The organism is Kitasatospora sp. NPDC097605 (assembly GCF_040302725.1).
In the GTDB taxonomy this organism is placed as follows: Bacteria; Actinomycetota; Actinomycetes; order Streptomycetales; family Streptomycetaceae; genus Kitasatospora.
Genome location: NZ_JBEOSF010000014.1, coordinates 1 through 22,781, shown reverse-complemented (window position 1 = coordinate 22,781; position 22,781 = coordinate 1). Strand labels below are relative to the sequence as shown.

Genomic DNA, 22,781 nt, shown 5'->3' with positions numbered 1-22,781 from the left:
ACGGGGCCGCTCCGCGCGCCGGGACTTTCCCGACCACGGACCCCTGCGGGGGACGCCGTCCGCTCAGGACCAGCGGCCGGTGCGGCCCAGCAGCAGCGCGCCGGCCGCCACACCCGCGGTGGAGGTGCGCAGCACCGACGGTCCGAGCCGGTACGGCTTGGCGCCGTCCGCGGCGAAGGCGGCCAGCTCCTCCGGGGAGACCCCGCCCTCCGGGCCGACCACCAGCACGATGTCCCCGGTCTGCGGCAGCGCGGCGCCGGCCAGCGGCTCGGCGCCCTCCTCGTGCAGCACGGCCGCGAACGCGGCGCCGATCAGCACCGGGGCCAGTTGCCGGGTGGTCATCACGTCGCGGACCACCGGGAAGCGCAGCCGGCGGGACTGCTTGCCGGCCTCGCGGGCGGTGGCCCGCCACTTGGCGAGCGCCTTGCCGCCGCGCTCGCCCTTCCACTGGGTGATGCAGCGCGAGGCCGCCCAGGGGATCACCACGTCCACGCCGACCTCGGTCATGGTCTCCACGGCCAGCTCGCCCCGGTCGCCCTTGGGCAGCGCCTGGACCACGACGATCCGCGGCTGCGGCTGCGGCTCGTGACGCACCGCCGCGACCGTCACCTCGATCGCGTCCTTGCCGAGCACCCGCGCGACGGTGCCGTCCACACCCTGGCCGAGCCCGTCCGTCAGGGTGACCGCCTCGCCCGGCTCCAGCCGCTTCACGGCGGCCGCGTGCCGGCCGTCCGGCCCGTCCAGCAGCACCGTCGCACCGGGCGCGGCGGCGGCGAGCCGCTCGGTGTCGGCGACGAACACGGGCGCGGTCATACGGGGAACCTCCGGGGTGGGAAGGGGAACGGGAACGCGAAAGGGGTGCCGAGGAAGCCTCGGCACCCCCGCACGGGACGGCTACCGGCCGTTGAAGGCGTCCTTCAGCCGGGAGAACAGCCCCTGCTGCCCGGGCGCGAACTGGCCGGACGGCCGCTCCTCGCCGCGCAGCACCGCCAGGCGGCGCAGCAGGTCCTCCTGCTCCGCGTCGAGCTTGGTGGGCGTCTGCACCTCGACATGCACTATCAGGTCGCCCCGGCCGCCGCCGCGCAGGTGGGTGATGCCCCGGCCGTGCAGCGGGATGGACTGGCCGGACTGGGTACCGGGCCGGATGTCGACCTCCTCCACCCCGTCCAGCGTCTGCAGCGGCACCTGGGTGCCGAGCGCGGCCGCCGTCATCGGGATGGTGACGGTGCAGTGCAGGTCGTCGCCGCGCCGCTGGAACACCGCGTGGGTGGTCTCGGCGATCTCGACGTACAGGTCGCCGGCCGGGCCGCCGCCGGGGCCGACCTCGCCCTCGCCGGCCAGCTGGATCCGGGTGCCGTTGTCGACACCGGCGGGGATCTTGACGGTCAGGGTGCGGCGGGCGCGGACCCGGCCGTCGCCGGCGCACTCCGGGCACGGGGTCGGCACGACGGTGCCGAAGCCCTGGCACTGCGGGCAGGGGCGGGAGGTCATGACCTGGCCCAGGAAGGACCGGGTGACCTGGGAGACCTCGCCCTTGCCGCGGCACATGTCACAGGTCTGCGCGGAGGTGCCGGGCGCGGCGCCCTCGCCGCTGCAGGTGGTGCAGGTGACGGCGGTGTCGACCTGGAGCTCCTTGGTGGTGCCGAACGCGGCCTCCTCCAGGGTGATCTCCAGCCGGATCATGGCGTCCTGGCCGCGCCGGGTCCGCGAGCGCGGACCGCGCTGGCCGGAGGCGGCGCCGAAGAAGGCGTCCATGATGTCGGAGAAGCCGAAGCCGGCCGCGCCCGCGCCGAAGCCGCCCGCCCCGCCGCCCCCGCCGTTCGGCGAGAGCGGGTCGCCGCCGAGGTCGTAGACCTGGCGCTTCTGCGGGTCGGAGAGCACCTCGTAGGCGGCGTTGATCTCCTTGAACCGCTCCTGCGTCTTCGGGTCCGGGTTGACGTCCGGGTGCAGTTCGCGCGCCAGGCGCCGGAACGCCTTCTTGATCTCGTCCTGCCCCGCATCCCGTCGGACGCCGAGTACCGCGTAGTAGTCCGTGGCCACCAAATGCTCCGCTTGTTCCGCCTGTAAGAGTGCTTGCGACTTCGGGCACCGTCAGGTCCGACGGTGCCCGTCCCTACGACTCGGCCAGGATCTGGCCCACGTACCGTGCCACCGCTCGCACCGCCCCCATTGTGCCCGGATAGTCCATCCGGGTCGGACCGATCACACCCAGTTTGGCCACGCTCTCGTCGCCCGAACCGTAACCGACCGAGACGACCGACGTGGAATTCAGCCCCTCGTAGGCGTTCTCGCGGCCGATCCGGACCGTCATCCCGGCGTCCGCGGTCTCACCCAGGAGACGGAGCAGGACGACCTGCTCCTCCAGTGCCTCCAGCACCGGCTGGATGGTCAGCGGGAAGTCGTGGCCGAAACGGGTCAGGTTGGCCGTGCCGGCCAGCATGATCCGCTCCTCGCTCTGCTCGGCGAGCGTCTCGAAGAGCGTCGCCAGCACCGTCGACACGGTCGGCCGGTCGGCCGCCTCGAACAGCGCGGGCAGTTCCTCCAGCAGCCCGGGGACGTCCGGGAGGCGCTGGCCGGCGGCCCGCGCGTTGACCCGGGCCCGCAGGTCCGACAGCAGGGTCTCGCCGACGGTGCCCGGGCAGTCCACCAGCCGCTGCTCGACCCGGCCGGTGTTGGTGATCAGCACCAGCATCACCTTCGCCGGGGCCAGCGCGACCAGCTCGATGTGCCGCACCGTGGAGCGGCTCAGCGAGGGGTACTGCACCACCGCGACCTGGCGGGTCAGCTGGGCCAGCAGCCGCACGGTGCGGGCGACCACGTCGTCGAGGTCCACCGCGCCGTCCAGGAAGTGCCGGATCGCCCGCCGCTCGGGCGCGCTCATCGGCTTGACCTCGGCCAGCTTGTCGACGAACAGCCGGTAGCCCTTGTCGGTGGGGATGCGCCCGGCGCTGGTGTGCGGCTGGTGGATGTAGCCCTCCTCCTCCAGCGCGGCCATGTCGTTGCGGACGGTGGCCGGGGAGACCCCGAGGTTGTGGCGGTCCACCAGGGCCTTGGAGCCGACCGGCTCCTCCGTCCCCACGTAGTCCTGGACGATCGCGCGAAGCACCGCGAGCTTGCGGTCGTCGAGCTGGCGGACCTCACCGGCCATGGGGCACGCACCTCCGTCTTCACGCGTTGTCCGTTGTGACACGCCGTTGTGGCATGTGTCCGCATTCGAGCTGTCCGGGCCGGCCCCGCAGGGCCCCGGCCTTGGCACTCCGACCATCCGAGTGCCAGAACCGTACCTGCCAGTGTAAGGCCCGGGTCCGACGGCAGGAACGGCCCGGCCGGGGTGATCCTGCCCGCAGTTCGCGGCGCGCGGGTGATGCCGCGGGCCCGCCCGGGTGGCAGCATCGGAAGCGGACGGCGAACGGAGGAACAGCGATGTCGACCTCGGGCCAGCACACCCGTTTCGCCCCCGACCGCGGCCTGACCGGCCGGATGGTGGGGACGATGTTCCTGATCGGACTGCTGTACGTCGGCTTCACCGGGCTGCTGATCGCCCTGCTGCGCGGTGCCTGGCCGATCATCGTCCTGATCTCCGGCGGCCTGTTCGTCGCCCAGTTCTGGTTCAGCGACAAGATCACCGAACGCGCCATGGGCGCCCACCGGGTCACCCCGGAGCAGTTCCCCCAGCTGCACGGCACCGTCGACCGGCTCTGCGCGCTCGCCGACATGCCCAAACCCCGGGTCGCCGTCGCCGACAACGACATGCCGAACGCCTTCGCCACCGGCCGCAACCCGCAGAACGCGGTGGTCTGCGTCACCACCGGACTGCTGCGCCGGCTGGAACCCGAGGAACTGGAGGGCGTGCTCGCGCACGAGCTGTCGCACGTCGCCCACCGGGACGTCGCCGTGATGACGGTGGCCGGCTTCCTCGGCGTCCTGGCCGGCGCGATGACCCGGATCGCCATGTACGGCGGCTTCATGGGCGGCGGGCGCAACAGCAACGACTCCAACGCCGCGATCATCGCGCTGATCATCCCGCTGGTGTCGATCGCGGTGTACGCGATCAGCTTCCTGCTGACCCGGCTGCTCTCCCGCTACCGGGAGCTGGCCGCCGACCGGGCCGCCGCCCAGCTCACCGGCCGGCCCAGCGCGCTGGCCTCCGCGCTCACCAAGGTGACCGGCCAGATCGCCGCCATCCCGACCAAGGACCTGCGCCGGGCGCAGGCCTACAACGCCTTCTACTTCGCCCCCGCGCTGAGCGCCCGCGAGGCCGCCACCCAGCTGTTCTCCACCCACCCGAGCCTGGAGCAGCGGCTGGCGCAGCTCGCGAAGATCTCCGCCCGGCTCGGCCGCTGACGCCCCCGCGCCTGCCCCTGCCCCTGCCCCTGCCCCTGCCCCTGCCCCCACCCCGCCCGCCGCTACCGGAAGGACCGCCGTGGGAATCCTGGACGCGCTGTTCGGCCGCACCAAGCCCGTCAGGCCCGACCTCGACCAGCTGTTCGGCGTCCCGTCCGCCGCGCTGACCCTGGAGGCCGGGGCGGGCTTCCGGCCCACCGGGCTCGGCTCGGTCTGCTTCGCCTCGGTCGAGGGCGGGGCCTTCGACGAGGTCGAGCGGCAGGTCCGGGCGCTGCTCGACGCCGACACCGGGCGCGGCGGCGTCCCCGTCGAGGCGTCCAAGGACTCCTACGGCTACTCCTGGCTGCTCGCCCGGCACACCCCCGAGGAGCTTCCCGACCTCGTCAACGACCTGCACGCGGTCAACAGCGAACTGGAGGCGCACGGCTTCGGGCCGCAGCTGCTCTGCTCACTGGTCGGCTTCCGCGACGCCGGGGGACGCCGGCCGCTGGCCCTGGTCTACCTGTACAAGCGCGGCACCTTCTACCCGTTCGCCCCGCTGCCCGGCGGCGGGGAGAAGCGCGACAGCCCGCTGGAGCTGGAGGTCAACGCGATGCTCGGCAACGACCTGCGGCTGGAGAAGGACCTCACCCGCTGGTTCCCGGTCTGGGGCGCGCCGGGGCTGTGAGGCCTCGCCGCCGGGCGGTGAGGACGCGCCGGGACGGTGAAAACCGGTGGCCGCGGCGGCCCGGGCCGCCTAGGGTCCGGCCGTGATCAACTGGACCGAGATCGAGACCGCCGAACCCACCCCCGACCTGCTCGCCGCCGTGAGCGACGCCCTGCGCTCCCGCGACTCCGAGACCCGCGACACCCACGCCTACGAGCAGCTGTGCCGCTGGGTGCCGCTGCTCACCCCGGAGCGGCGCCTCGCCCTCGGCGACGAGATGGCCGAGCGGCTGTCCGACCCCGAGATCCAGGCCCGCACCTTCGCCCCGCTGGTCCTCGCCGAACTCGTCGACGCCGGCGCCCACCGCCCCGCCTGGCTGGACGCCTTCGCCCACTGGTACGTCACCGAGACCGACCTGCGCGGCTGGGACGCCGAACTGGGCTGGCTGCACGCCGTCGCGCACGGCGCCGACCTGCTGGGCGCGCTCGGCCGCAGCCCGCTGGTGGCCGACCCTGCGCCGCTGCTGGAGCTGGCCTCGGCCCGGCTGCTCGCCCCCACCGGCCACGTCCTGGACGCGATGGAGGACGACCGCCTCGGCCGCGCGGTCGGCCAGGTCCTCACGCGCCCGGAACTGACCGAGCGCCAGGCGCTGGCCTGGCTCGACCCGATCGCCGCGACCGGCCGGCGCGAGCCCGGCGTCGTCCCCGCGACCGTCTCCAACACCCTGCGCACGCTGCGGGTGGTGTACCTGCTCACCGACCGCGGTGTGCGCCCGGCCCCGGGCGCCGAGCCGCTGGCGCTGCGCCATGCCGCCGCCCTGCGCGAGCGACTCGCCGAGGTCCTGGCGATCAACACCTCGTACTACCTCGGCTGACGCCTCGTAGACTCCGTGGAATGCGCAGCCGCCAGTACGGACCCGATCTGACCCCGCCGTGGAAGAACCAGGCCCCCGCGCCGGAGGTGCCCGCCGAGCGGGACCTGGTGGTCGAGGAGGCGGCGACCGGCTTCTGCGGGGCGGTGGTGCGCTGCGAGAAGACCGCCGAGGGCCTCACCGTCACCCTGGAGGACCGGTTCGGCAAGCACCGGGTCTTCCCGATGGTCCCGCGCGGCTTCCTGCTGGAGGGCCGGACGGTCACCCTGGTCCGGCCCTCGGGCCCGGCCCCCGCCCGCGCCCCCGGGCGCACCGCCTCCGGCTCGGTCGCCGTCCCCGGCGCCCGCGCCCGGGTGGCCCGCGAGTCGCGGATCTACGTCGAGGGCCGGCACGACGCCGAGCTGGTGGAGCGGGTCTGGGGCGACGACCTGCGGATCGAGGGCGTGGTCGTCGAGTACCTGGAGGGCGTCGACGACCTGCCCGCGATCGTCGCCGACTTCGCCCCCGGCCCGGACCGCCGCCTCGGCGTCCTGGTCGACCACCTGCTCCCCGGCACCAAGGAGCACCGCATCGCCGCCCGGGTCACCGGCCCGCACGTGCTGGTGGTCGGCCACCCCTACATCGACGTCTGGCAGGCCGTGAAGCCCTCCTCCGTCGGCATCCCCGCCTGGCCCGCCGTCCCCCGCGGCGAGGACTTCAAGCTCGGCACCTGCCGCCGCCTGGGCTGGCCCGAGGACGCCCCCGCCGCCTGGAAGCGCATCCTGTCGAAGGTGAACTCCTACAAGGACCTGGAGCCCGAGCTGCTGGGCCGCGTCGAGGAACTGATCGACTTCGTCACCCTCCCCGAGTGACTCGGTCGTATATCCTTTTCGGCAATCGGATATACGCCATGGGAGGTAGCCATGTCCCGCACCGTGATCGACCTGGACGACGAGGCGCTGGCCGATGCCGCCCGCTACCTCGGCACCACGACCAAGAAGGACACCGTCAACGCCGCCCTGCGGGAGATAGCGGACCGCCGGCGCCGGGCCGCGGCGCTGGCCCGGATGCGCGAGATGGTCGCCGAGGGCGAGATCGACTTCTCGGTCATCGGCTACCCCGATAGCGCTTCGGACGCGTCCGGAAGGCCGACCGCATGACCGAGGAGTTCCTGATCGACACCAGTGCGCTGGTCCGGCTGATGCGCGGCCAGACCGGCGCGGCCTGGGACGAGGCGGTGACGGCGGGGCTGGTGCTGCTCTGCGAGCCGGTCCGCCAGGAGTTCCTGCGCGCGGTGGGCGGCCGGGCCGCCTTCTTCGAGGCGACCGGCCTGCTCCGGGAGCTCTTCCCGTACCAGCACCTGCGCGACAGCGCCTGGCAGGACGCCGCCGAGTTGCAGGAACGGCTCGCCCAGTCCGGCGCCCACCAGTGCGCGAGCCCGGTGGACCTGCTGGTCGCCGTCACCGCCGCCCAGCACAAGCTCACGGTCCTGCACCAGGACGCCGACTTCGAGACCATGGCCCGGCTGACCGGGCAGCCCGTGCGGCGGATCGACTAGTCCACCAGGTCACGCACCACCGCGTCGGCCAGGAGGCGGCCCTGGAGGGTGAGGGCGGCGCGGCCGTGGTCGTAGGGGGCGGGGGCGAGGAGGCCGTCGGCGAGGGCGCGGGCGGCGGCCTCGCGGCCGGTGGCGGTGAGGAGGGCGAGGGGGACGCCCTCGGTGAGGCGCAGTTCGAGCAGGATCCGCTCGACGCGGCGGTCCTCGTCGGTGAGGCGCTCGCGGCCCTGGGCGGGGGTGCGGTGCTCGGCGAGGGCCCGGGCGTAGGCGGCGGGGTGCTTGGCGTTCCACCAGCGCACGCCGCCGACGTGGCTGTGCGCGCCGGGGCCGGCGCCCCACCAGTCGCCGCCGGTCCAGTACAGCTCGTTGTGGCGGCAGCGGCCCTCGGGGGTGGTGGACCAGTTGGAGACCTCGTACCAGGAGTAGCCGGCGGCGGCCAGCGCCTGCTCGGCGATCAGGTAGCGGTCGGCGTGCACGTCGTCGTCGATCATCGGCAGCTCGCCGCGCCCGACCCGGGCGGCCAGCCGGGTGCCCTCCTCGACGATCAGCGAGTAGGCGGAGACGTGGTCGGGGCCGGCGCCGATCGCGGCGTCCAGGGAGGCCCGCCAGTCGTCGTCGGACTCGCCGGGGGTGCCGTAGATGAGGTCGAGGTTGACGTGCTCGAAGCCGGCCGCGCGGGCCTCGGCGACGCAGGCCTCGGGGCGGCCGGGAGTGTGGTGGCGGTCGAGCAGCTTCAGCACGTGCGGGCGGGCGGACTGCATGCCGAAGGAGATCCGGTTGTAGCCGCCCTCGCGCAGCTCCGCCAGGTACGCCGGGTCCACCGACTCCGGGTTGGCCTCGGTGGTGACCTCGGCGCCGTCGGCGAGCCCGAACTCCGCGCGGATCGCGGCGAGCATCCGCACCAGGTCGCGGGCCGGCAGCAGGGTCGGGGTGCCGCCGCCGAGGAAGACGGTGCGCACCGGCGGCGCGTCCGCGCCGAGCACCCGCCGGGCGAGCCGGATCTCGGCGACCACGTTGTCCGCGTACGTCTCCTGGGAGGCGACGGTGCCGGAGGAGCGCAGCTCGGTGGCGGTGTAGGTGTTGAAGTCGCAGTAGCCGCAGCGGCTCGCGCAGTAGGGCACGTGCAGGTAGAAGCCGAACGGCCGCGAGCCCAGCCCGTCGAGGGCGTGCGCGGGCAGGGAACCGTCGGACGGCACCGGTTCGCCGTCGGGAAGTGCGGAGGGCATGACCCCATTGTCCCGTACGGCCGGGGTGATCCCTCCGGGCCGTACGGGACAGCGGGTGGCTCAGGCCTCGTTGGCGCCCGAGTACATCGCGGTGACCGCCTCCGCGTAGGTCCGCTCCACCACCGGGCGCTTGATCTTCAGGCTCGGGGTGAGCTCGCCGTGCTCGACGTCCAGGTCGCGCGGCAGCAGGTGGAACTTCTTGATCGTCTGCCAGCGCTGCAGCCGGCCGTTGAGCCGCCGCACGAAGCCGTCGATCAGCTCATGGGTGGCCGGGTCGGCGACCACCTCGGCGTAGGACTTGCCGGCCAGGCCGTGCTCGGCGGCCCACGGCATGATCACCGCCTCGTCCAGGCCGATCAGCGCGGTGCAGAAGTTGCGGCCGTTGCCGATCACCAGGACGTTGCTGACGAACGGGCAGACCGCCTTGAACTTGCCCTCCACCTCGCTCGGCGCGACGTACTTGCCGCCGGAGGTCTTGAACAGGTCCTTCTTGCGGTCGGTGATCCGCAGGAAGCCGTCCGGGGACAGCTCGCCAATGTCCTCGGTGTGGAACCAGCCGTCCGCCTCCAGCACCTCGGCGGTCTTCTCCGGCAGGTTGTGGTAGCCGCGCATCACGCCGGGGCCGCGCAGCAGGATCTCGCCGTCCTCGGCGATCCGCACCTCGGTGCCCGGCAGCGGACGGCCCACCGTGCCGACCCGGATGTCCTCGGCCCGGTTGACGCTGGAGCCGGCGCTGGTCTCGGACAGCCCGTAGCCCTCCAGGATCGGCACCCCGGCGCCGACGAAGAAGTAGCCGATCTCCGGGGCCAGCGCGGCGCTGCCGGACACCGCCCCGCGCAGCCGCCCGCCGAACGCGGCCCGGATCTTCGCGTACACCAGTCGGTCGGCGAGCGCGTGCTTCATCCGCAGCGCCGCCGGGGCACTGCCCACGCCGGTCGCCACCCGGTTGTCCTGGACCGTGCGGGCGTAGTCGCGGGCGGTGCGCGCCGCCCACAGGAAGATCTTGTACTTGGCGCCGCCCTCCGCCCGGGCCTTGCCGGCGATGCCGTTGTAGACCTTCTCGAAGATCCGCGGCGCCGAGGCCATGATGGTCGGCCGGATCACCGGCAGGTTGTGGATGATCCGGTCCACCCGGCCGTCCACCGCCATCACGTGCCCGGTCGCGACCTGCCCCGAGATCAGCGTCTTGCCGAACACGTGCGACAGCGGCAGCCACATGAACTGCACGTCGTCGGCGGCCAGCAGCCCGCTCGCCTCCTGTGCCCGCCCCTCGTAGGCCCAGCAGTCGTGCACCAGGCGCACGCCCTTGGGGCGGCCGGTGGTGCCGGAGGTGTAGATGAGGGTGGCCAGCTGCTCCTTGTCGAGGGCGGCGACCGCCTTCTCCACGGCGTCCGGGTGGGCGGCCAGGTGCTCGGCGCCGAGCCGCTCCAGCTCGGCGAGGGTGATCACCCGCAGCCGGCCGGCCGGCGGGGGCCCGTCCGGCGCGTCGAACAGGATCACCGTCTCCAGGCCGGGCAGCCGGTCCAGTTCGGCGACCACCTTGTCCAGCTGGGCGGCGTTCTCGGCGAACAGCGCCCGGGAGCCGGAGTCGGAGAGGATGAACGCCGTCTCGTCGGCGTTGGTGCTCGGGTAGACGGCCGTGGTGGCCGCGCCCGCGCACATGTTGCCGAGGTCGGCGAGGATCCACTCCAGCCGGGTCGAGGAGGCCAGCGCCACCCGGTCCTCGGCCTCGATGCCCAGCGACAGCAGGCCGGCCGCCACCGCGTGCACCCGGGCGGCGGTCTGCGCCCAGGTCAGCGACCGCCACTGCTCGGCGCCGGGGGTGCTGTCCGCCGCGTGCTCGTCCACCGGGACGGGGTAGCGGTAGGCCTCGCCGCCGGGGGTCAGCGCGACCCGTTCCTGGAACAGATGCGCGACGGAGGCGGGGCGCCCGGCCACGATGTCGGTACGGCCGGAGTCGATCAGGGACTGCGCGGAACTCAACGAGGACCTCCGGGAGCGGGTGGCCGTCTGAAGGATGTGACGTCCGTGGGGGCGGCCGCCGGCCCCCTGGCAACCGGGACTGGTACCAGCGAGTAACAAGAGGGCTGCCAGCAGCCTAGGGGGAAACCGGTCATTCCGTAAGAGGGCTGACCGAGGCGGCACTCTCCCGAACCACCGGTGCACGGCACCACCGCGTCCCCCGGAACGTTCGGCAAAGGGCTGGACAAAGATCCGGCTCGCTTGCCCGGAATCTCATGTACCGGCCTCCCGAACAACGAGAATTGGGATGCCCAAGCCGCCGCCGACGACGACAAGAGTGAGCCAGTGCTGATCAGACTGCTCAGGGCGTACCTGCGCCCCTACACCCGACCGATCACCCTGCTGGTGCTCCTCCAGCTGGTCTCCACCCTCGGGCTGCTCTACCTGCCCACACTCAACGCCGACATCATCGACAGCGGAGTGATCAAGGGGGACACCGGCTACATCCTGCGGGTGGGCGCCGTGATGATCGGCGTCACCCTCCTGCAGACCCTCTGCTCGATCAGCGCCGTCTACTACGGCGCCCGCACCGCCATGGCCGTCGGCCGCGACATCCGGGCCGCCGTCTTCGACCGCGTCCAGGGCTTCTCCGCCCGCGAGGTCGGCCAGTTCGGCGCCCCCTCCCTGATCACCCGGACCACCAACGACGTCCAGCAGGTCCAGATGCTGGTCCTGATGTCGTTCACCCTGATGGTCGCCGCACCGATCATGTGCGTCGGCGGCATCATCATGGCCCTCAACCAGGACGTGCCGCTCTCCGGACTGCTGCTCGCCGTCGTCCCCGCCCTCGGCATCGTCGTCGCCGCCCTGGTCCGCCAGCTGCGCCCGCGCTTCCGCAGCATGCAGGAGAAGATCGACACCGTGAACCGGGTGCTGCGCGAGCAGATCACCGGCATCCGGGTCATCCGCGCCTTCGTCAAGGACGACCACGAGCAGAACCGGTTCGGCGGCGCCAACGAGGACCTCACCGGCGTCTCGCTGCAGGTCGGCAAGCTGATGGCCTACCTGTTCCCGGGCGTCATGCTCGTCGTCAACGTCTCCAGCGTCGCCGTCCTGTGGTTCGGCGCCCACCGGATCAACAGCGGCGACATGGAGATCGGCGCCCTCACCGCCTTCCTCTCCTACCTGCTGCAGATCCTGATGAGCGTCATGATGGCCACCTTCATGTTCATGATGGTGCCGCGCGCCGAGGTCTGCGCCGAACGCATCCAGGAGGTGCTCGACACCCGCTCCAGCGTCGTGCCGCCCTCCGCCCCCGTCACCGAGGTACTGCGCCGCGGCCACCTCGAACTGCGCGACGTCGACTTCCGCTACCCCGGCGCCGAGGCGTCCGTGCTGCGCGGCATCGGCATCACCGCACGCCCCGGCGAGACCACCGCCGTCATCGGCTCCACCGGCAGCGGCAAGTCCACCCTGCTCGGCCTCGTCCCCCGGCTCTTCGACGCCACCTCCGGCCAGGTCCTGCTCGGCGGCGTCGACGTCCGCGAACTCGACCCCACGGCCCTGTCCGACAGCGTCGGCCTCGTCCCGCAGAAGCCCTACCTGTTCTCCGGCACCGTCGCCAGCAACCTGCGCTACGGCCGGCCCGACGCCACCGACGAGGAACTCTGGCACGCCCTGGAGATCGCCCAGGCCAAGGACTTCGTCGAACAGCTCCCCGAAGGCCTCGACGCGCCCATCTCCCAGGGCGGCGGCAACGTCTCCGGCGGCCAGCGCCAGCGCCTGGCCATCGCCCGCACCCTGGTGCGCCGCCCCGACGTCTACCTCTTCGACGACTCCTTCTCCGCGCTCGACTACGCCACCGACGCCAGGCTGCGCAAGGCGCTCGCCCGCGAGACCGCCGACGCCACCGTGGTGATCGTCGCCCAGCGCGTCTCCACCATCCGCGAGGCCGACCGGATCATCGTCCTGGACGAGGGCGCCGTCGTCGGCAGCGGCACCCACGGCGAGCTCATGGCCGGCAATCCGACGTACCGGGAGATCGTGCTCTCCCAGCTCACCGAGCAGGAGGCGGCGTGACCAGCCCCGACAAGTCCGCGCCCGGCTTCGACAAGGCCCCCGGCGGACACCCCGGCGGACCCGGCCGGCCGGGAGGCCCGGGCGGGCCCGGCGGACCCGGCGCCGGCGGGCGCCCGCCCCAGACGGCCGGCGACTCCCAGGCCGCCGCCGCCCGCCGCGGCCCCGCCGGCCCCGGCCGCTTCATGGGCGGCCAGGGCGCCGAGAAGTCCATGGACTTCAAGGGCTCCGGCAAGCGGCTGCTCAAGCTGCTCCGCCCCGAACGCGCCCTCATCGCCGGCGTCCTCGCCCTCGGCACCCTCAGCATCGGCGCCGCCGTCGTCGGCCCCAAGATCCTCGGCCACGCCACCGACCTGATCTTCGCCGGCGTCATCAGCGGCCGCTTCCCCGCCGACGCCTCCAAGCAGCAGGTCGTCGACGCCATGCGCGCCCGCGGCGACGGCGACCTCGCCAACCTGATCTCCTCCGTCGACTTCACCCCCGGCCAGGGCATGGACTTCGGCGCCATCGGCACCGTCCTGCTCTGGGTCCTCGCCATCTACGTCGCCGCCGCCGTCTTCGGCGTCGTCCAGGGCCGCCTCGCCGCCCACGCCATCCAGCGCGCCGGCTACCGGCTGCGCCAGGAGACCGAGGCCAAACTCGCCCGGCTGCCGCTCAGCTACTTCGACAAGCAACCCCGCGGCGAAGTCCTCAGCCGGGTCACCAACGACATCGACAACATCAGCCAGACCATGCAGCAGACCATGGGCCAGGTGGTCAACGCGCTGCTCACCGTCGTCGGTGTGCTCGCCATGATGTTCTGGATCTCCTGGCTGCTCGCCCTCATCGCGCTGATCGCCGTCCCGCTGTCCGTCGTCGTCGCCACCCGCGTCGGCAAGCGCGCCCAGCCCCAGTTCGTCCAGCAGTGGAAGTCCACCGGGCAGCTCAACGCGCACATCGAGGAGATGTACACCGGCCACACCCTGGTCAAGGTCTTCGGCCGGCAGAAGGAGTCCGCCGAAACCTTCCGCGAGCACAACGAGGCCCTCTACGCCTCCAGCTTCAAGGCCCAGTTCATCTCCGGCATCATCCAGCCCGCGATGATGCTCATCGGCAACCTCCAGTACGTGCTGATCGCCGTCGTCGGCGGCCTGCGGGTGGCCGGCGGCGCGCTGTCCATCGGCGACGTCCAGGCGTTCATCCAGTACTCCCGCCAGTTCAGCCAGCCGCTCACCCAGGTCGCCAGCATGGCCAACCTGGTGCAGTCCGGCGTCGCCTCCGCCGAACGCGTCTTCGAACTCCTCGACTCCCCCGAGCAGACCCCCGAACCCGCCATGCCCGAACGCCCCGACGCCCTGCGCGGCCGGGTCGTCTTCCAGGACGTCGCCTTCCGCTACGACCCCGGCAAGCCCCTCATCGAGGACCTCTCGCTCAAGGTCGAACCCGGCCAGACCGTCGCCATCGTCGGCCCCACCGGCGCCGGCAAGACCACCATGGTCAACCTGCTGATGCGGTTCTACGAGGTCAGCTCCGGGCGGATCACCCTCGACGGCGTCGACATCGCCGCGATGTCCCGCGAGGAACTGCGCTCCGGCATCGGCATGGTCCTCCAGGACACCTGGCTGTTCGGCGGCACCATCGCCGACAACATCGCCTACGGCGCCGACGGGGCCACCCGCGACCAGGTCGTCGAAGCCGCCCGGGCCGCCCACGTCGACCGCTTCGTGCGCACCCTGCCCGAGGGCTACGACACCGTCATCGACGACGAGGGCACCGGCGTCAGCGCCGGCGAGAAGCAGCTCATCACCATCGCCCGCGCCTTCCTCGCCCAGCCCTCCATCCTCGTCCTCGACGAGGCCACCAGCTCCGTCGACACCCGCACCGAGGTGCTCATCCAGCGGGCCATGGCCCGGCTGCGCACCGGGCGCACCAGCTTCGTCATCGCCCACCGGCTCTCCACCATCCGGGACGCCGACGTGATCCTCGTGATGGAGAACGGCTCCATCGTCGAGCAGGGCGGCCACGACGAGCTGATCGCCGCCGACGGCGCCTACGCCCGGCTCTACAAGGCGCAGTTCGCCGAGGCGGTCGCCGAGGTCGAGTAGCGCCGCCGCCCCCGGGGAGCCCGGGGCGGACGGTCCCGCCGCCCGCCCCGGGCTCCCGCGCGTCCGGGCCCGCCCCTGCCGCCGGGCCCGGGGCGGGCGCTACGGTAGGGCCGTGAGTGACGAACCGTCGGCGACCGCCGCCACCGAGCCCGCCGTCGGGACCGCCGCCGGCGCGCCCGCCGCCACCGGCCCGGACGCCTTCGAGACCCACCGGCGCTACCTCGGCTCCGTCGCCTACCGGATGCTCGGCTCCTTCACCGACGCCGAGGACGTCCTCCAGGAGGCCTGGCTGCGCTGGCGCGCCGCCGACCGCACCGCCGTCGCCGACCCCCGCGCCTACCTCACCACCGTCGTCACCCGCCTCTGCTACGACCAGCTCGGCTCCGCCCGGGCCCGCCGCGAGTCCTACTTCGGCGAATGGCTGCCCGAACCGTCCCTCTCCTACCAGGACACCCCCGCCTCCCCCGCCGACCTGGCCGAACGCGGCGAATCCGTCTCGCTCGCGCTGCTCGCCGTCCTCGAACAGCTCACCCCCGCCGAACGCGCCGCCTTCGTCCTGCACGACGTCTTCGCCGTCGGCTTCGACGAGATCGCCGCCTCCCTGGAACGCAGCCCCGACGCCACCCGCCAGCTCGCCTCCCGCGCCCGCCGCCGGATCAAGGACGGCGGACGCCGGGCCACCGCCGACCCGGCCGAGCACCGGCAGGCCGTCGAGGCGTTCGCCGCCGCCAGCGCCCGCGGCGACATCGAGGGCCTGCTCGCCGTCCTCGACCCCGACATCGTCTGGCACTCCGACGGCGGCGGCATCGTCACCGCCGGCGCCCGCCCGGTGCTCGGCGCCGGCAAGGTCTCCCGGCTCGTCCTCGGCCTCGTCAACAAGTGGGTCACGGCCGACGCCGCCGTGGAGTTCGCCCCGGTCAACGGCGAACCCGGCCTGGTCTGGTACTCCCGGCCCGGCGTCATCGGCGGCGTCATGGCCTTCGCCGTCGCCGACGGCCGGATCACCGAGGCCTACGCCGTGGTCAACCCGGAGAAGCTCACCCACCTCAACACCCCCGCCACCCCGCCGGAGATGTGACGCGGGTCACCGTCACACTCCGGCGGGCGCCGTCGTCCCCCTTCCGAACACGCGGAGAAACGCTCCCCGGCCACCCCGGGGACACCGCGAGAGGACGCCACCGACGGCGCCACGAAGGAGCGGGACGACATGACCGAGAAGCAGATCGTCGTACTGGGTGCCGGCTACGCCGGCCTCGCCGCCGCGACCCGGGCCGGCAAGCGCGGCCGGGTGACCCTGGTCGCCCCCGAGAGCCGCATCCTGCACCGCATCCGCCAGCACGAGACCACCGCCGGCCTCCCGGTGAACCGGCCCACGATCGCCGAGGTGCTGCGCGGACGCGGCGTACGGCACGTCCGGGCCCGCGCCACCGAACTCGACCTCACCGGCCGCAAGGTCCTCCTCGACAACGGCGACACCCTCGCCTACGACACCCTCGTCCACGCCCTCGGCAGCCGCACCGCCTGGCACGACGTCCCCGGCGCCGCCGAGCACGCCTACCCCGTCGAACGGGCCGCCGAGGTCGCCGAGCGGCTGCGCACCGCCGAGCGCCCCGGCACCGTCGCGGTCGTCGGCGGCGGCGCCACCGGCATCGAACTGGCCGCCGAACTCGCCGAGGCCCACCCCCGCTGGACCGTGCGGATCGTCGCCGCCGAGCAGGTCGGCGGCTGGTTCTCGGCCAAGGGCCACGACCACGTCCACCGGGTGCTGCGCGGGCTCGGCGTCGCGATCCACGAGCACGGCGCCGTCACCGCCGTCGACGCCGGGGGCCTCACCACCACCGCCGGCCGGATCCCCGCCGACCTGGTCGTCTGGGCCGCCTCGATGGAGCCGCACCCGCTCGCCGCCGAGGCCGGCCTCGCCGTCACCCCCGCCGGACGGGCGGTCGTCGACGACCACCTGCGCTCGGTCTCGCACCCCGAGGTGTACGTGATCGGCGACGCCGCCGAGGTCACCGTCCCCGGCACCGGCACCCTGCGGATGGGCTGCGCCACCGCCCTGCCGCAGGGCCAGTACCTCGGCAAGGTGCTCACCGGGCGCACCGACAAGCCGTTCGCCTTCCGGTACGTCGTGCAGTGCCTGAGCCTCGGGCGGCGCGACGGGCTGCTGCAGTTCATCCACGGTGACGACTCGATGCGGCCGGCCGTCCTCACCGGGCGGGCCGGGCGGCTGGCCAAGGCGGCGATCCTGAAGAGCGTCGTGCTGTCGCTGCGCTGAGCGGCGGGAGATGCCGGAGGGGCCCGGAACGCGTCCGCGCGGTGCGTCCGTTCCGGGCCCCTCCGATGGGCGGTCGTTACTTCTTCTCGCCCTTGGGCGCCTCGGCGTCGGTGGACAGCGCGGCGATGAAGGCCTCCTGCGGGACCTCCACCCGGCCGACCATCTTCATCCGCTTCTTGCCCTCCTTCTGCTTCTCCAGCAGCTTCCGCTTCCGGGAGATGTCACCGCCGTAGCACTTGGCGAGGACGTCCTTGCGGATCGCGCGGACCGTCTCGCGGGCGATCACCCGGGAGCCGATCGCGGCCTGGATCGGCACCTCGAACTGCTGGCGCGGGATCAGCTTCTGCAGCTTGCCGGCCATCATCACGCCGTAGCCGTAGGCCTTGTCCTTGTGCACGATCGCGGAGAACGCGTCCACCGCGTCGCCGTGCAGCAGGATGTCGACCTTCACCAGGTTCGCGGTCTGCTCGCCGATGGGCTCGTAGTCGAGCGAGGCGTAGCCGCGGGTCTTGGACTTCAGCTGGTCGAAGAAGTCGAAGACGATCTCGGCGAGCGGCAGGGTGTAGCGCAGCTCGACCCGGTCCTCGGACAGGTAGTCCATGCCCTGGAGGTTGCCGCGGCGGGACTGGCAGAGCTCCATGATCGCGCCGACGAACTCGTTCGGCGCCAGGATGGTGCCGCGCACGACCGGCTCGTACACCTCGGCGATCTTGCCGGTGGGGAACTCGCTCGGGTTGGTGACGGTGTGCTCGGTGCCGTCCTCCATGATCACCCGGTAGACCACGTTCGGGGCGGTGGAGATCAGGTCGAGGTTGAACTCGCGCTCCAGGCGCTCCCGGATGATCTCCAGGTGCAGCAGGCCGAGGAAGCCGCAGCGGTAGCCGAAGCCGAGCGCCACCGACGTCTCCGGCTCGTAGACCAGGGCCGCGTCGTTCAGCCGCAGCTTGTCGAGCGCGTCGCGCAGCAGCGGGTAGTCCGAGCCGTCCAGCGGGTACAGGCCGGAGAACACCATCGGGCGCGGGTCCTTGTAGCCGCCCAGCGCCTCGGTGGCGCCCTTGTGCTGCGAGGTGATGGTGTCACCGACCTTGGACTGCCGGACGTCCTTCACACCGGTGATGATGTAGCCCACCTCGCCGACGCCCAGGCCGTCGGCGACCTTGGGCTCCGGCGAGATGACGCCGATCTCCAGCAGCTCATGGGTCGCGCCGGTGGACATCATGGCGATGCGCTCGCGCTTGGTGAGCTGGCCGTCGACCACGCGGACGTAGGTGACCACGCCGCGGTAGGCGTCGTACACCGAGTCGAAGATCATCGCGCGGGCCGGGGCGTCCTTGACGCCGACCGGGGCCGGGACGGTGTTGACGATGTGGTCCAGCAGGTCCTCGACGCCCAGACCGGTCTTGGCGCTGACCTTCAGCACGTCGGCCGGGTCGCAGCCGATGATGTGGGCGATCTCCTCGGCGTACTTCTCCGGCTGGGCGGCCGGCAGGTCGATCTTGTTGAGCACCGGGACGATCGTGAGGTCGTTCTCCAGCGCCAGGTACAGGTTGGCGAGGGTCTGCGCCTCGATGCCCTGGGCCGCGTCGACGACCAGGATGGTGCCCTCGCAGGCCGCGAGGGAGCGGGACACCTCGTACGTGAAGTCCACGTGGCCCGGGGTGTCGATCATGTTGAGGATGTGCGTGCTGCCGGCGTCCGGGCCGGTCTTCGGCGCCCACGGGAGACGGACCGCCTGCGACTTGATGGTGATGCCGCGCTCGCGCTCGATGTCCATCCGGTCGAGGTACTGGGCGCGCATCTGCCGCGGGTCCACCACACCGGTGATCTGCAGCATCCGGTCGGCGAGCGTCGACTTGCCGTGGTCGATGTGGGCGATGATGCAGAAGTTGCGGATCAGCGCCGGGTCGGTACGGCTGGGCTCTGGCACATTGCTGGGGGTCGCGGGCACCTTGGTCCGATTCTCCGTTGGTCCGGGGGCCGGGGGTGTCCGGATCATCGCTGACCGGCTTCCCGGGCGACCGGACGGTCGTCCGATCGAGATAGTTCCTCCCATCTTCCCACTTCCCGCGAGCGGGCCGCGCGCCAGCGCCCGGTTTGGGCCGGGCCCGGCGCCCCTGGTAGCGTGGGGCGCTGCACCTGGCCTCGGCATGCCCTCTCAGCAGGTCCGACGGCCGCGCGGTGCAGCCCCCGCCGGCCTCCGGCCGGGGGACCCGGAACCGATAACACAGACTGAGGCTCTTTCGTGGCGAACATCAAGTCCCAGATCAAGCGCAACAAGACCAACGAGAAGGCGCGCCTGCGCAACAAGGCCGTCAAGTCCTCGCTGAAGACCGCCCTGCGCAAGGCCCGTGAGGCCGCCGCCGCCGGTGAGACCGAGAAGGCCACCGAGCTGGCCCGCGCCGCCTCCAAGGCGCTGGACAAGGCCGTGAGCAAGGGCGTCATCCACGCCAACCAGGCCGCCAACAAGAAGTCGGCCATCACCAAGCGCGTCAACGCGGCCGTCCAGGCCTGACGCCCCCGGGGCCGCCTCGACGGCCCCACCCCCTCGGGACGACCCGGCCCTCTACCCGGAAACCCGAGGCGCAGCACACTTCGCACCGCACGCGGCCTGCGTTCGCCACGCGGGTGCGGTGCACGAGAGATCGACCGGAAGTGCCGGCCCGCCGGCCCTTCCCGCCACTGCCCGGCCGGTTCCCCACCGGCCGGGCAGTTCGTGTTTCCGGGGCGGCCGGTGGCCGTGCGCGTGCGTGCGTGCGCGTGCGCGCGTGCGTCCGGGCGGGCTCAGCCGATCTTCGTCCAGCTCTGGCAGCCCTGCGTCTTGAAGACGACGTCGGTCTTCTTGATCGTGACGACGCCCTGGCCCATCAGGTTCTCGTTGGCGATGATCGAGCCGAGATCGCCGTCGGCGGCCCGGGAGCGCTCCCAGTAGCACATGCCCACCGAGCTGCTGTTCGGGCCGGCCGTCCGGTAGGTGCCGGGCCGGATGTCGGTGCCGACCAGGAAGGTGCCGCTGCCGGCGATCGTGTCGGCCGGCTCGGCGGGCGCGGTCTCGGCGGGCGGCGCGGTCGTGGCCGGCGGCGGCGCGGTGAGCGTCGCGGTCGCCGTGACGGTGACGGTGACCGTCGGGGCCGGTGGCGCGGGCGGCGCCGGGGCCGTGACCGTGGCGGTGACGGTGACGGTCTGGGTGACCGCGGGCGGCGGAACCGGGGCGGCCCCCGCCGCCGTCCCCGGGTTCGCGCCGCCGGAGCATGCCGTCAGGCCGGCCAGCAGACCGGCCGTCGAGACGATCGTGATGGTGCGCGTGCGCAAGGTCCCCCCTGGGACATGTGGCCGATGAAGGCCCCGACCCTACCGGTCGGGCGGAGCGCCTCGGCGCCTGTCCCACCCTCCGGTACGACCGGTAGGGTCCCGGGTGTCCGGCACCCACGCCGAGGGCCCGAGGGGGGCACACATTGGGGACACCGCCGCCACCGCCGCCGCCATCGAGCGGACCCGGCTTCGCCGGCTTTCCGCAGCAGCCGCCGGCACCGGTGCCGGCACCCAGCGGCCTGCCGGGCTTCGGGCCGCCGCCCGGGCTGCCCAGTGCGCCCGGCGTGCCGAGCGCGCCCGGTGCGCCCGGCTCGGACGGCGGGCGCGGCGGGCGCGGCGTGTTGCGGCGCAACGCGGTCTGGGCGTTCGTCGGCGCGATCCTGGCCTCGGCGGTCTGGACCGGCGCCGTCGTCGCGGTGCCCGGCATCGTGGACGGCGGGTCGGGCGCGAAGAGCGTCCGCGGCTACCACGCCGTCGACAAGATCTGCGAAGCCGGCAAGCTCACCGCGTTCCGCGGCAAGTACAAGATGGTGGACAACTACCCGCTGGAGCACGCCGGCCGCAGCGAGTCCATGGACGTCATGCGCTGCTACGCGCTGATGAAGCGCACGCCCGGCGACAGCGAGACCCCCGACTACGCCACCCTGGACATCCGGGCCGAGCTGCACAAGGCCGTCGACTCCGTCCCCGAGTTCGCCGCCCTGCGGCACTACTTCGAGCAGCAGAAGTACGAGATCACCGACGCGCCGGGCCTCGGCGAGGAGGCCTACTTCGCCTACGGCGACGAGCCGACCAGCTCGGACAAGACCTTCCACGACATCAACTACTACCTGCAGGTCCGCGACGGCGCGATGACGTACTCGCTGTACTGGACGGACAACTACCAGGTCGGCAAGAACCACACGCTGGACCGCGAGACCGTGCGCAAGGCCATCCTCGACGACACCCGGGACATGCTCAAGGCGATCGGCGGCCCGTAGCTCCCGTCCCGGTGCTGGTCCCCGGCCTGGTCAGTACGAGGGCGTGCGGGAGCCGGCCCGGGCGGCCCTGGCCACGGCGACCACGGCCCGCTCCAGCGCGAAGGCCGGGTCGTCGGAACCGCCCTTGACGGCGGCGTCGGCCTGCGCGATCGCGGTCAGGGCGGTGGCCACGGCGTCGCCGGTCCAGCCGCGCATCTGCTGGCGGACCCGTTCGACCTTCCACGGCGGCATGCCCAGCTCGCGGGCCAGGTCCGCCGGGCGCATGTTCCGCCCGGTGGTCGCCAGCCGGCCGATGCTGCGCACGCCGGAGGCCAGCGCGTAGGTGATGCCGGTCGGCGGCTGGCCGACGGCCAGCGCCCAGCGCAGCCGCTCCAGCGCCTCGGCGGCCCGGCCGGTGACCGCCAGGTCCGCCACCTCGAAACCGGTCGCCTCGGCCCGGCCGCTGTAGTAGCGGGCCACCACGGTCTCGTCGATGGCGCCCTCGACGTCGGAGGTGAGCTGGCTGCAGGCGGCCGCCAGCTCGCGCAGGTCGCTGCCGAGCGCGTCCAGCAGGGCCTGGCAGGCCTCCGGCGTGGCCGAGCGGCCGAGTGTGCGGAACTCGCCGCGGACGAAGGCCAGCCGCTCGCTCGCCTTGGCGAGCTTGGCGCAGGCCACCTCGCGGCCGCCGGCCTTCCGGCCCGCGTCCAGCAGGCCCTTGCCCTTGGCGCCGCCCGCGTGCACCAGGACCATGATCACTTCATCGGCGGGGGCCTCGATGTACGCCTTGACCTCCTTGACGGAGTCGGCGGGGAGGTCCTGGGCGGCCCTGACCACGATGACCTTGCGCTCGGCGAAGAGCGACGGGGTGGTCAGCTCGGCCAGGCTGCCCGGCTGCAGGCCGCCGGGCGGGAGGTCCCGCACGTCGGTGTCCGGGTCGGCCGCCTTCGCGGCGGCCACCACCTGGGCGACCGCGCGGTCCAGCAGCAGCTCCTCCTGGCCGACCGCGAGGGTCAGCGGGGCGAGCAGGTCGTCGGGTGCACTCTTCCTGGCCATCGCCTACCAGCATCCCACGGGGGACGGACAGCTCCGCCCCTGGAGAATGGGCGGGTGACCGAAGACCCCACCACCGACCTGCCGGACGACTTCGACCCGCACGCCCGGCAGTTGCTCGTCCTGCCCGACCGCGACGCCGCCGAGGAGGTCGCGGAGGAGCTCAGTGCGGACCACCCCGACCTCGGCGAGCTCGAAATCGTCCGCGACGCCCTCGCCGGGGAGGACGACGCCGAGGACGCCCAGTGGCTGGTGGTCGTCGAACCCCCCGAGAACGGCTGGACCCCCGCCCTTCTCCACACCCTCGACGCTGTCGCGACCTCCCACGAAGGCTGGCGCGAGGAAAGCTGACCCCTGGAGTGGGACTCCAGCGCGCTCGGCTTCCCCTTCTTCAAACGGCGCGACGACCCCGACGGCCTCACCCGGTACCGCGACTCCTGTC

General features: G+C 72.9%; 21 protein-coding genes. 13 read left to right on the top strand and 8 right to left on the bottom strand.

The window, feature by feature from the left end; translation table 11 throughout:
* Positions 1-63: 63 nt before the first annotated feature.
* The 3 genes from ABTX81_RS17685 to hrcA all read right to left on the bottom strand — a co-directional run bounded on the left by ABTX81_RS17685 (position 64) and on the right by hrcA (position 3,148).
* Positions 64-813 carry a 16S rRNA (uracil(1498)-N(3))-methyltransferase gene (locus tag ABTX81_RS17685; RefSeq protein WP_350546222.1) on the bottom strand — a complete coding sequence of 250 codons (750 nt, stop codon included), beginning with the start codon at positions 811-813 and terminating at the stop codon, positions 64-66.
* A gap of 81 nt (positions 814-894) precedes the next feature.
* Positions 895-2,040, bottom strand: coding sequence for a molecular chaperone DnaJ (gene dnaJ, locus ABTX81_RS17680; protein WP_350546220.1), 1,146 nt, complete (start codon positions 2,038-2,040; stop codon positions 895-897).
* 73 nt (positions 2,041-2,113) lie between these two features.
* Entirely contained in the window at positions 2,114-3,148 is a 1,035-nt protein-coding gene (hrcA, locus tag ABTX81_RS17675) for a heat-inducible transcriptional repressor HrcA (RefSeq protein ID WP_350546217.1), read from the bottom strand.
* A gap of 275 nt (positions 3,149-3,423) precedes the next feature.
* On the opposite strand from hrcA, the gene htpX reads away from it, so the two are divergent.
* From htpX to ABTX81_RS17645, 6 genes are all read left to right on the top strand, one after another.
* Positions 3,424-4,344, top strand: coding sequence for a zinc metalloprotease HtpX (gene htpX, locus ABTX81_RS17670; RefSeq protein WP_350546214.1), 921 nt, complete (start codon positions 3,424-3,426; stop codon positions 4,342-4,344).
* Between the two features lie 79 nt (positions 4,345-4,423).
* Positions 4,424-5,011, top strand: coding sequence for a PspA-associated protein PspAB (pspAB, locus tag ABTX81_RS17665; RefSeq protein ID WP_350546211.1), 588 nt, complete (start codon positions 4,424-4,426; stop codon positions 5,009-5,011).
* 82 nt (positions 5,012-5,093) lie between these two features.
* Positions 5,094-5,864: a DUF2785 domain-containing protein gene (locus ABTX81_RS17660; RefSeq protein ID WP_350546208.1), complete on the top strand. Its 771-nt coding sequence runs from the start codon at positions 5,094-5,096 to the stop codon at positions 5,862-5,864.
* Between the two features lie 20 nt (positions 5,865-5,884).
* A complete protein-coding gene (locus ABTX81_RS17655; protein ID WP_350546204.1) occupies positions 5,885-6,712 on the top strand; it encodes a DUF3097 domain-containing protein in 828 nt (275 codons plus the stop codon).
* Positions 6,713-6,763: 51 nt separating this feature from the next.
* Complete coding sequence (locus tag ABTX81_RS17650; protein WP_350546201.1) at positions 6,764-7,000, top strand: type II toxin-antitoxin system VapB family antitoxin; 237 nt, start codon at positions 6,764-6,766, stop codon at positions 6,998-7,000.
* Positions 6,997-7,398 (top strand): PIN domain nuclease, encoded by a 402-nt coding sequence (locus ABTX81_RS17645; RefSeq protein WP_350546197.1) that lies wholly within the window; start codon positions 6,997-6,999, stop codon positions 7,396-7,398. Before ABTX81_RS17650 ends, ABTX81_RS17645 begins: the two co-directional genes overlap by 4 nt.
* Here ABTX81_RS17645 and hemW read toward each other — a convergent pair.
* Together hemW and ABTX81_RS17635 are read right to left on the bottom strand one after the other, a co-directional pair.
* Positions 7,395-8,624 carry a radical SAM family heme chaperone HemW gene (gene hemW / locus ABTX81_RS17640; RefSeq protein ID WP_350546192.1) on the bottom strand — a complete coding sequence of 410 codons (1,230 nt, stop codon included), beginning with the start codon at positions 8,622-8,624 and terminating at the stop codon, positions 7,395-7,397. The genes ABTX81_RS17645 and hemW overlap by 4 nt on opposite strands.
* Positions 8,625-8,684: 60 nt before the next feature.
* Positions 8,685-10,607, bottom strand: a complete 1,923-nt coding sequence (locus ABTX81_RS17635) for an AMP-dependent synthetase/ligase (RefSeq protein ID WP_350546188.1) — start codon at positions 10,605-10,607, stop codon at positions 8,685-8,687.
* Between the two features lie 324 nt (positions 10,608-10,931).
* Between ABTX81_RS17635 and ABTX81_RS17630 the strand changes: the two genes are divergently transcribed.
* From ABTX81_RS17630 to ABTX81_RS17615, 4 genes are all read left to right on the top strand, one after another.
* Positions 10,932-12,665, top strand: coding sequence for an ABC transporter ATP-binding protein (locus ABTX81_RS17630; protein WP_350546184.1), 1,734 nt, complete (start codon positions 10,932-10,934; stop codon positions 12,663-12,665).
* Positions 12,666-12,847: 182 nt separating this feature from the next.
* Complete coding sequence (locus tag ABTX81_RS17625; protein WP_350546664.1) at positions 12,848-14,746, top strand: ABC transporter ATP-binding protein; 1,899 nt, start codon at positions 12,848-12,850, stop codon at positions 14,744-14,746.
* Positions 14,747-14,858: 112 nt separating this feature from the next.
* Positions 14,859-15,824, top strand: coding sequence for an RNA polymerase sigma factor SigJ (gene sigJ / locus ABTX81_RS17620; protein ID WP_350546179.1), 966 nt, complete (start codon positions 14,859-14,861; stop codon positions 15,822-15,824).
* A gap of 129 nt (positions 15,825-15,953) precedes the next feature.
* Entirely contained in the window at positions 15,954-17,021 is a 1,068-nt protein-coding gene (locus tag ABTX81_RS17615; RefSeq protein ID WP_350546175.1) for an NAD(P)/FAD-dependent oxidoreductase, read from the top strand.
* A 76-nt stretch (positions 17,022-17,097) separates the two neighbouring features.
* Here ABTX81_RS17615 and lepA read toward each other — a convergent pair whose 3' ends face one another.
* Positions 17,098-18,969 carry a translation elongation factor 4 gene (gene lepA, locus ABTX81_RS17610; RefSeq protein ID WP_350546171.1) on the bottom strand — a complete coding sequence of 624 codons (1,872 nt, stop codon included), beginning with the start codon at positions 18,967-18,969 and terminating at the stop codon, positions 17,098-17,100.
* A gap of 294 nt (positions 18,970-19,263) precedes the next feature.
* On the opposite strand from lepA, the gene rpsT reads away from it, so the two are divergent.
* Positions 19,264-19,533 carry a 30S ribosomal protein S20 gene (gene rpsT / locus ABTX81_RS17605; protein ID WP_350546166.1) on the top strand — a complete coding sequence of 90 codons (270 nt, stop codon included), beginning with the start codon at positions 19,264-19,266 and terminating at the stop codon, positions 19,531-19,533.
* A 269-nt stretch (positions 19,534-19,802) separates the two neighbouring features.
* Here the strand turns inward: rpsT and ABTX81_RS17600 are convergent, their stop codons facing one another.
* A complete protein-coding gene (locus tag ABTX81_RS17600; RefSeq protein WP_350546163.1) occupies positions 19,803-20,330 on the bottom strand; it encodes an Rv1352/Rv1906c domain-containing protein in 528 nt (175 codons plus the stop codon).
* Between the two features lie 221 nt (positions 20,331-20,551).
* Between ABTX81_RS17600 and ABTX81_RS17595 the strand changes: the two genes are divergently transcribed.
* Positions 20,552-21,310, top strand: coding sequence for a hypothetical protein (locus ABTX81_RS17595; protein WP_350546160.1), 759 nt, complete (start codon positions 20,552-20,554; stop codon positions 21,308-21,310).
* A gap of 30 nt (positions 21,311-21,340) precedes the next feature.
* Here the strand turns inward: ABTX81_RS17595 and holA are convergent, their stop codons facing one another.
* Positions 21,341-22,342, bottom strand: coding sequence for a DNA polymerase III subunit delta (holA, locus tag ABTX81_RS17590; protein WP_350546157.1), 1,002 nt, complete (start codon positions 22,340-22,342; stop codon positions 21,341-21,343).
* Between the two features lie 54 nt (positions 22,343-22,396).
* Here holA and ABTX81_RS17585 point away from each other — a divergent pair, with 54 nt between their 5' ends.
* A complete protein-coding gene (locus ABTX81_RS17585) occupies positions 22,397-22,690 on the top strand; it encodes a hypothetical protein (protein WP_350546153.1) in 294 nt (97 codons plus the stop codon).
* Positions 22,691-22,781 lie beyond the last annotated feature (91 nt).

Excerpts from the sequence above, each read along its gene's own strand:
- ABTX81_RS17685 (WP_350546222.1), bottom strand. The coding sequence starts at position 813 with ATGACCGCGCCCGTGTTCGTCGCCGACACCGAGCGGCTCGCCGCCGCC.
- hrcA (WP_350546217.1), bottom strand. The coding sequence starts at position 3,148 with ATGGCCGGTGAGGTCCGCCAGCTCGACGACCGCAAGCTCGCGGTGCTT.
- htpX (WP_350546214.1), top strand. The coding sequence starts at position 3,424 with ATGTCGACCTCGGGCCAGCACACCCGTTTCGCCCCCGACCGCGGCCTG.
- ABTX81_RS17655 (WP_350546204.1), top strand. The coding sequence starts at position 5,885 with ATGCGCAGCCGCCAGTACGGACCCGATCTGACCCCGCCGTGGAAGAAC.
- ABTX81_RS17650 (WP_350546201.1), top strand. The coding sequence starts at position 6,764 with ATGTCCCGCACCGTGATCGACCTGGACGACGAGGCGCTGGCCGATGCC.
- ABTX81_RS17645 (WP_350546197.1), top strand. The coding sequence starts at position 6,997 with ATGACCGAGGAGTTCCTGATCGACACCAGTGCGCTGGTCCGGCTGATG.
- hemW (WP_350546192.1), bottom strand. The coding sequence starts at position 8,624 with ATGCCCTCCGCACTTCCCGACGGCGAACCGGTGCCGTCCGACGGTTCC.
- ABTX81_RS17625 (WP_350546664.1), top strand. The coding sequence starts at position 12,848 with ATGGGCGGCCAGGGCGCCGAGAAGTCCATGGACTTCAAGGGCTCCGGC.
- ABTX81_RS17615 (WP_350546175.1), top strand. The coding sequence starts at position 15,954 with ATGACCGAGAAGCAGATCGTCGTACTGGGTGCCGGCTACGCCGGCCTC.
- holA (WP_350546157.1), bottom strand. The coding sequence starts at position 22,342 with ATGGCCAGGAAGAGTGCACCCGACGACCTGCTCGCCCCGCTGACCCTC.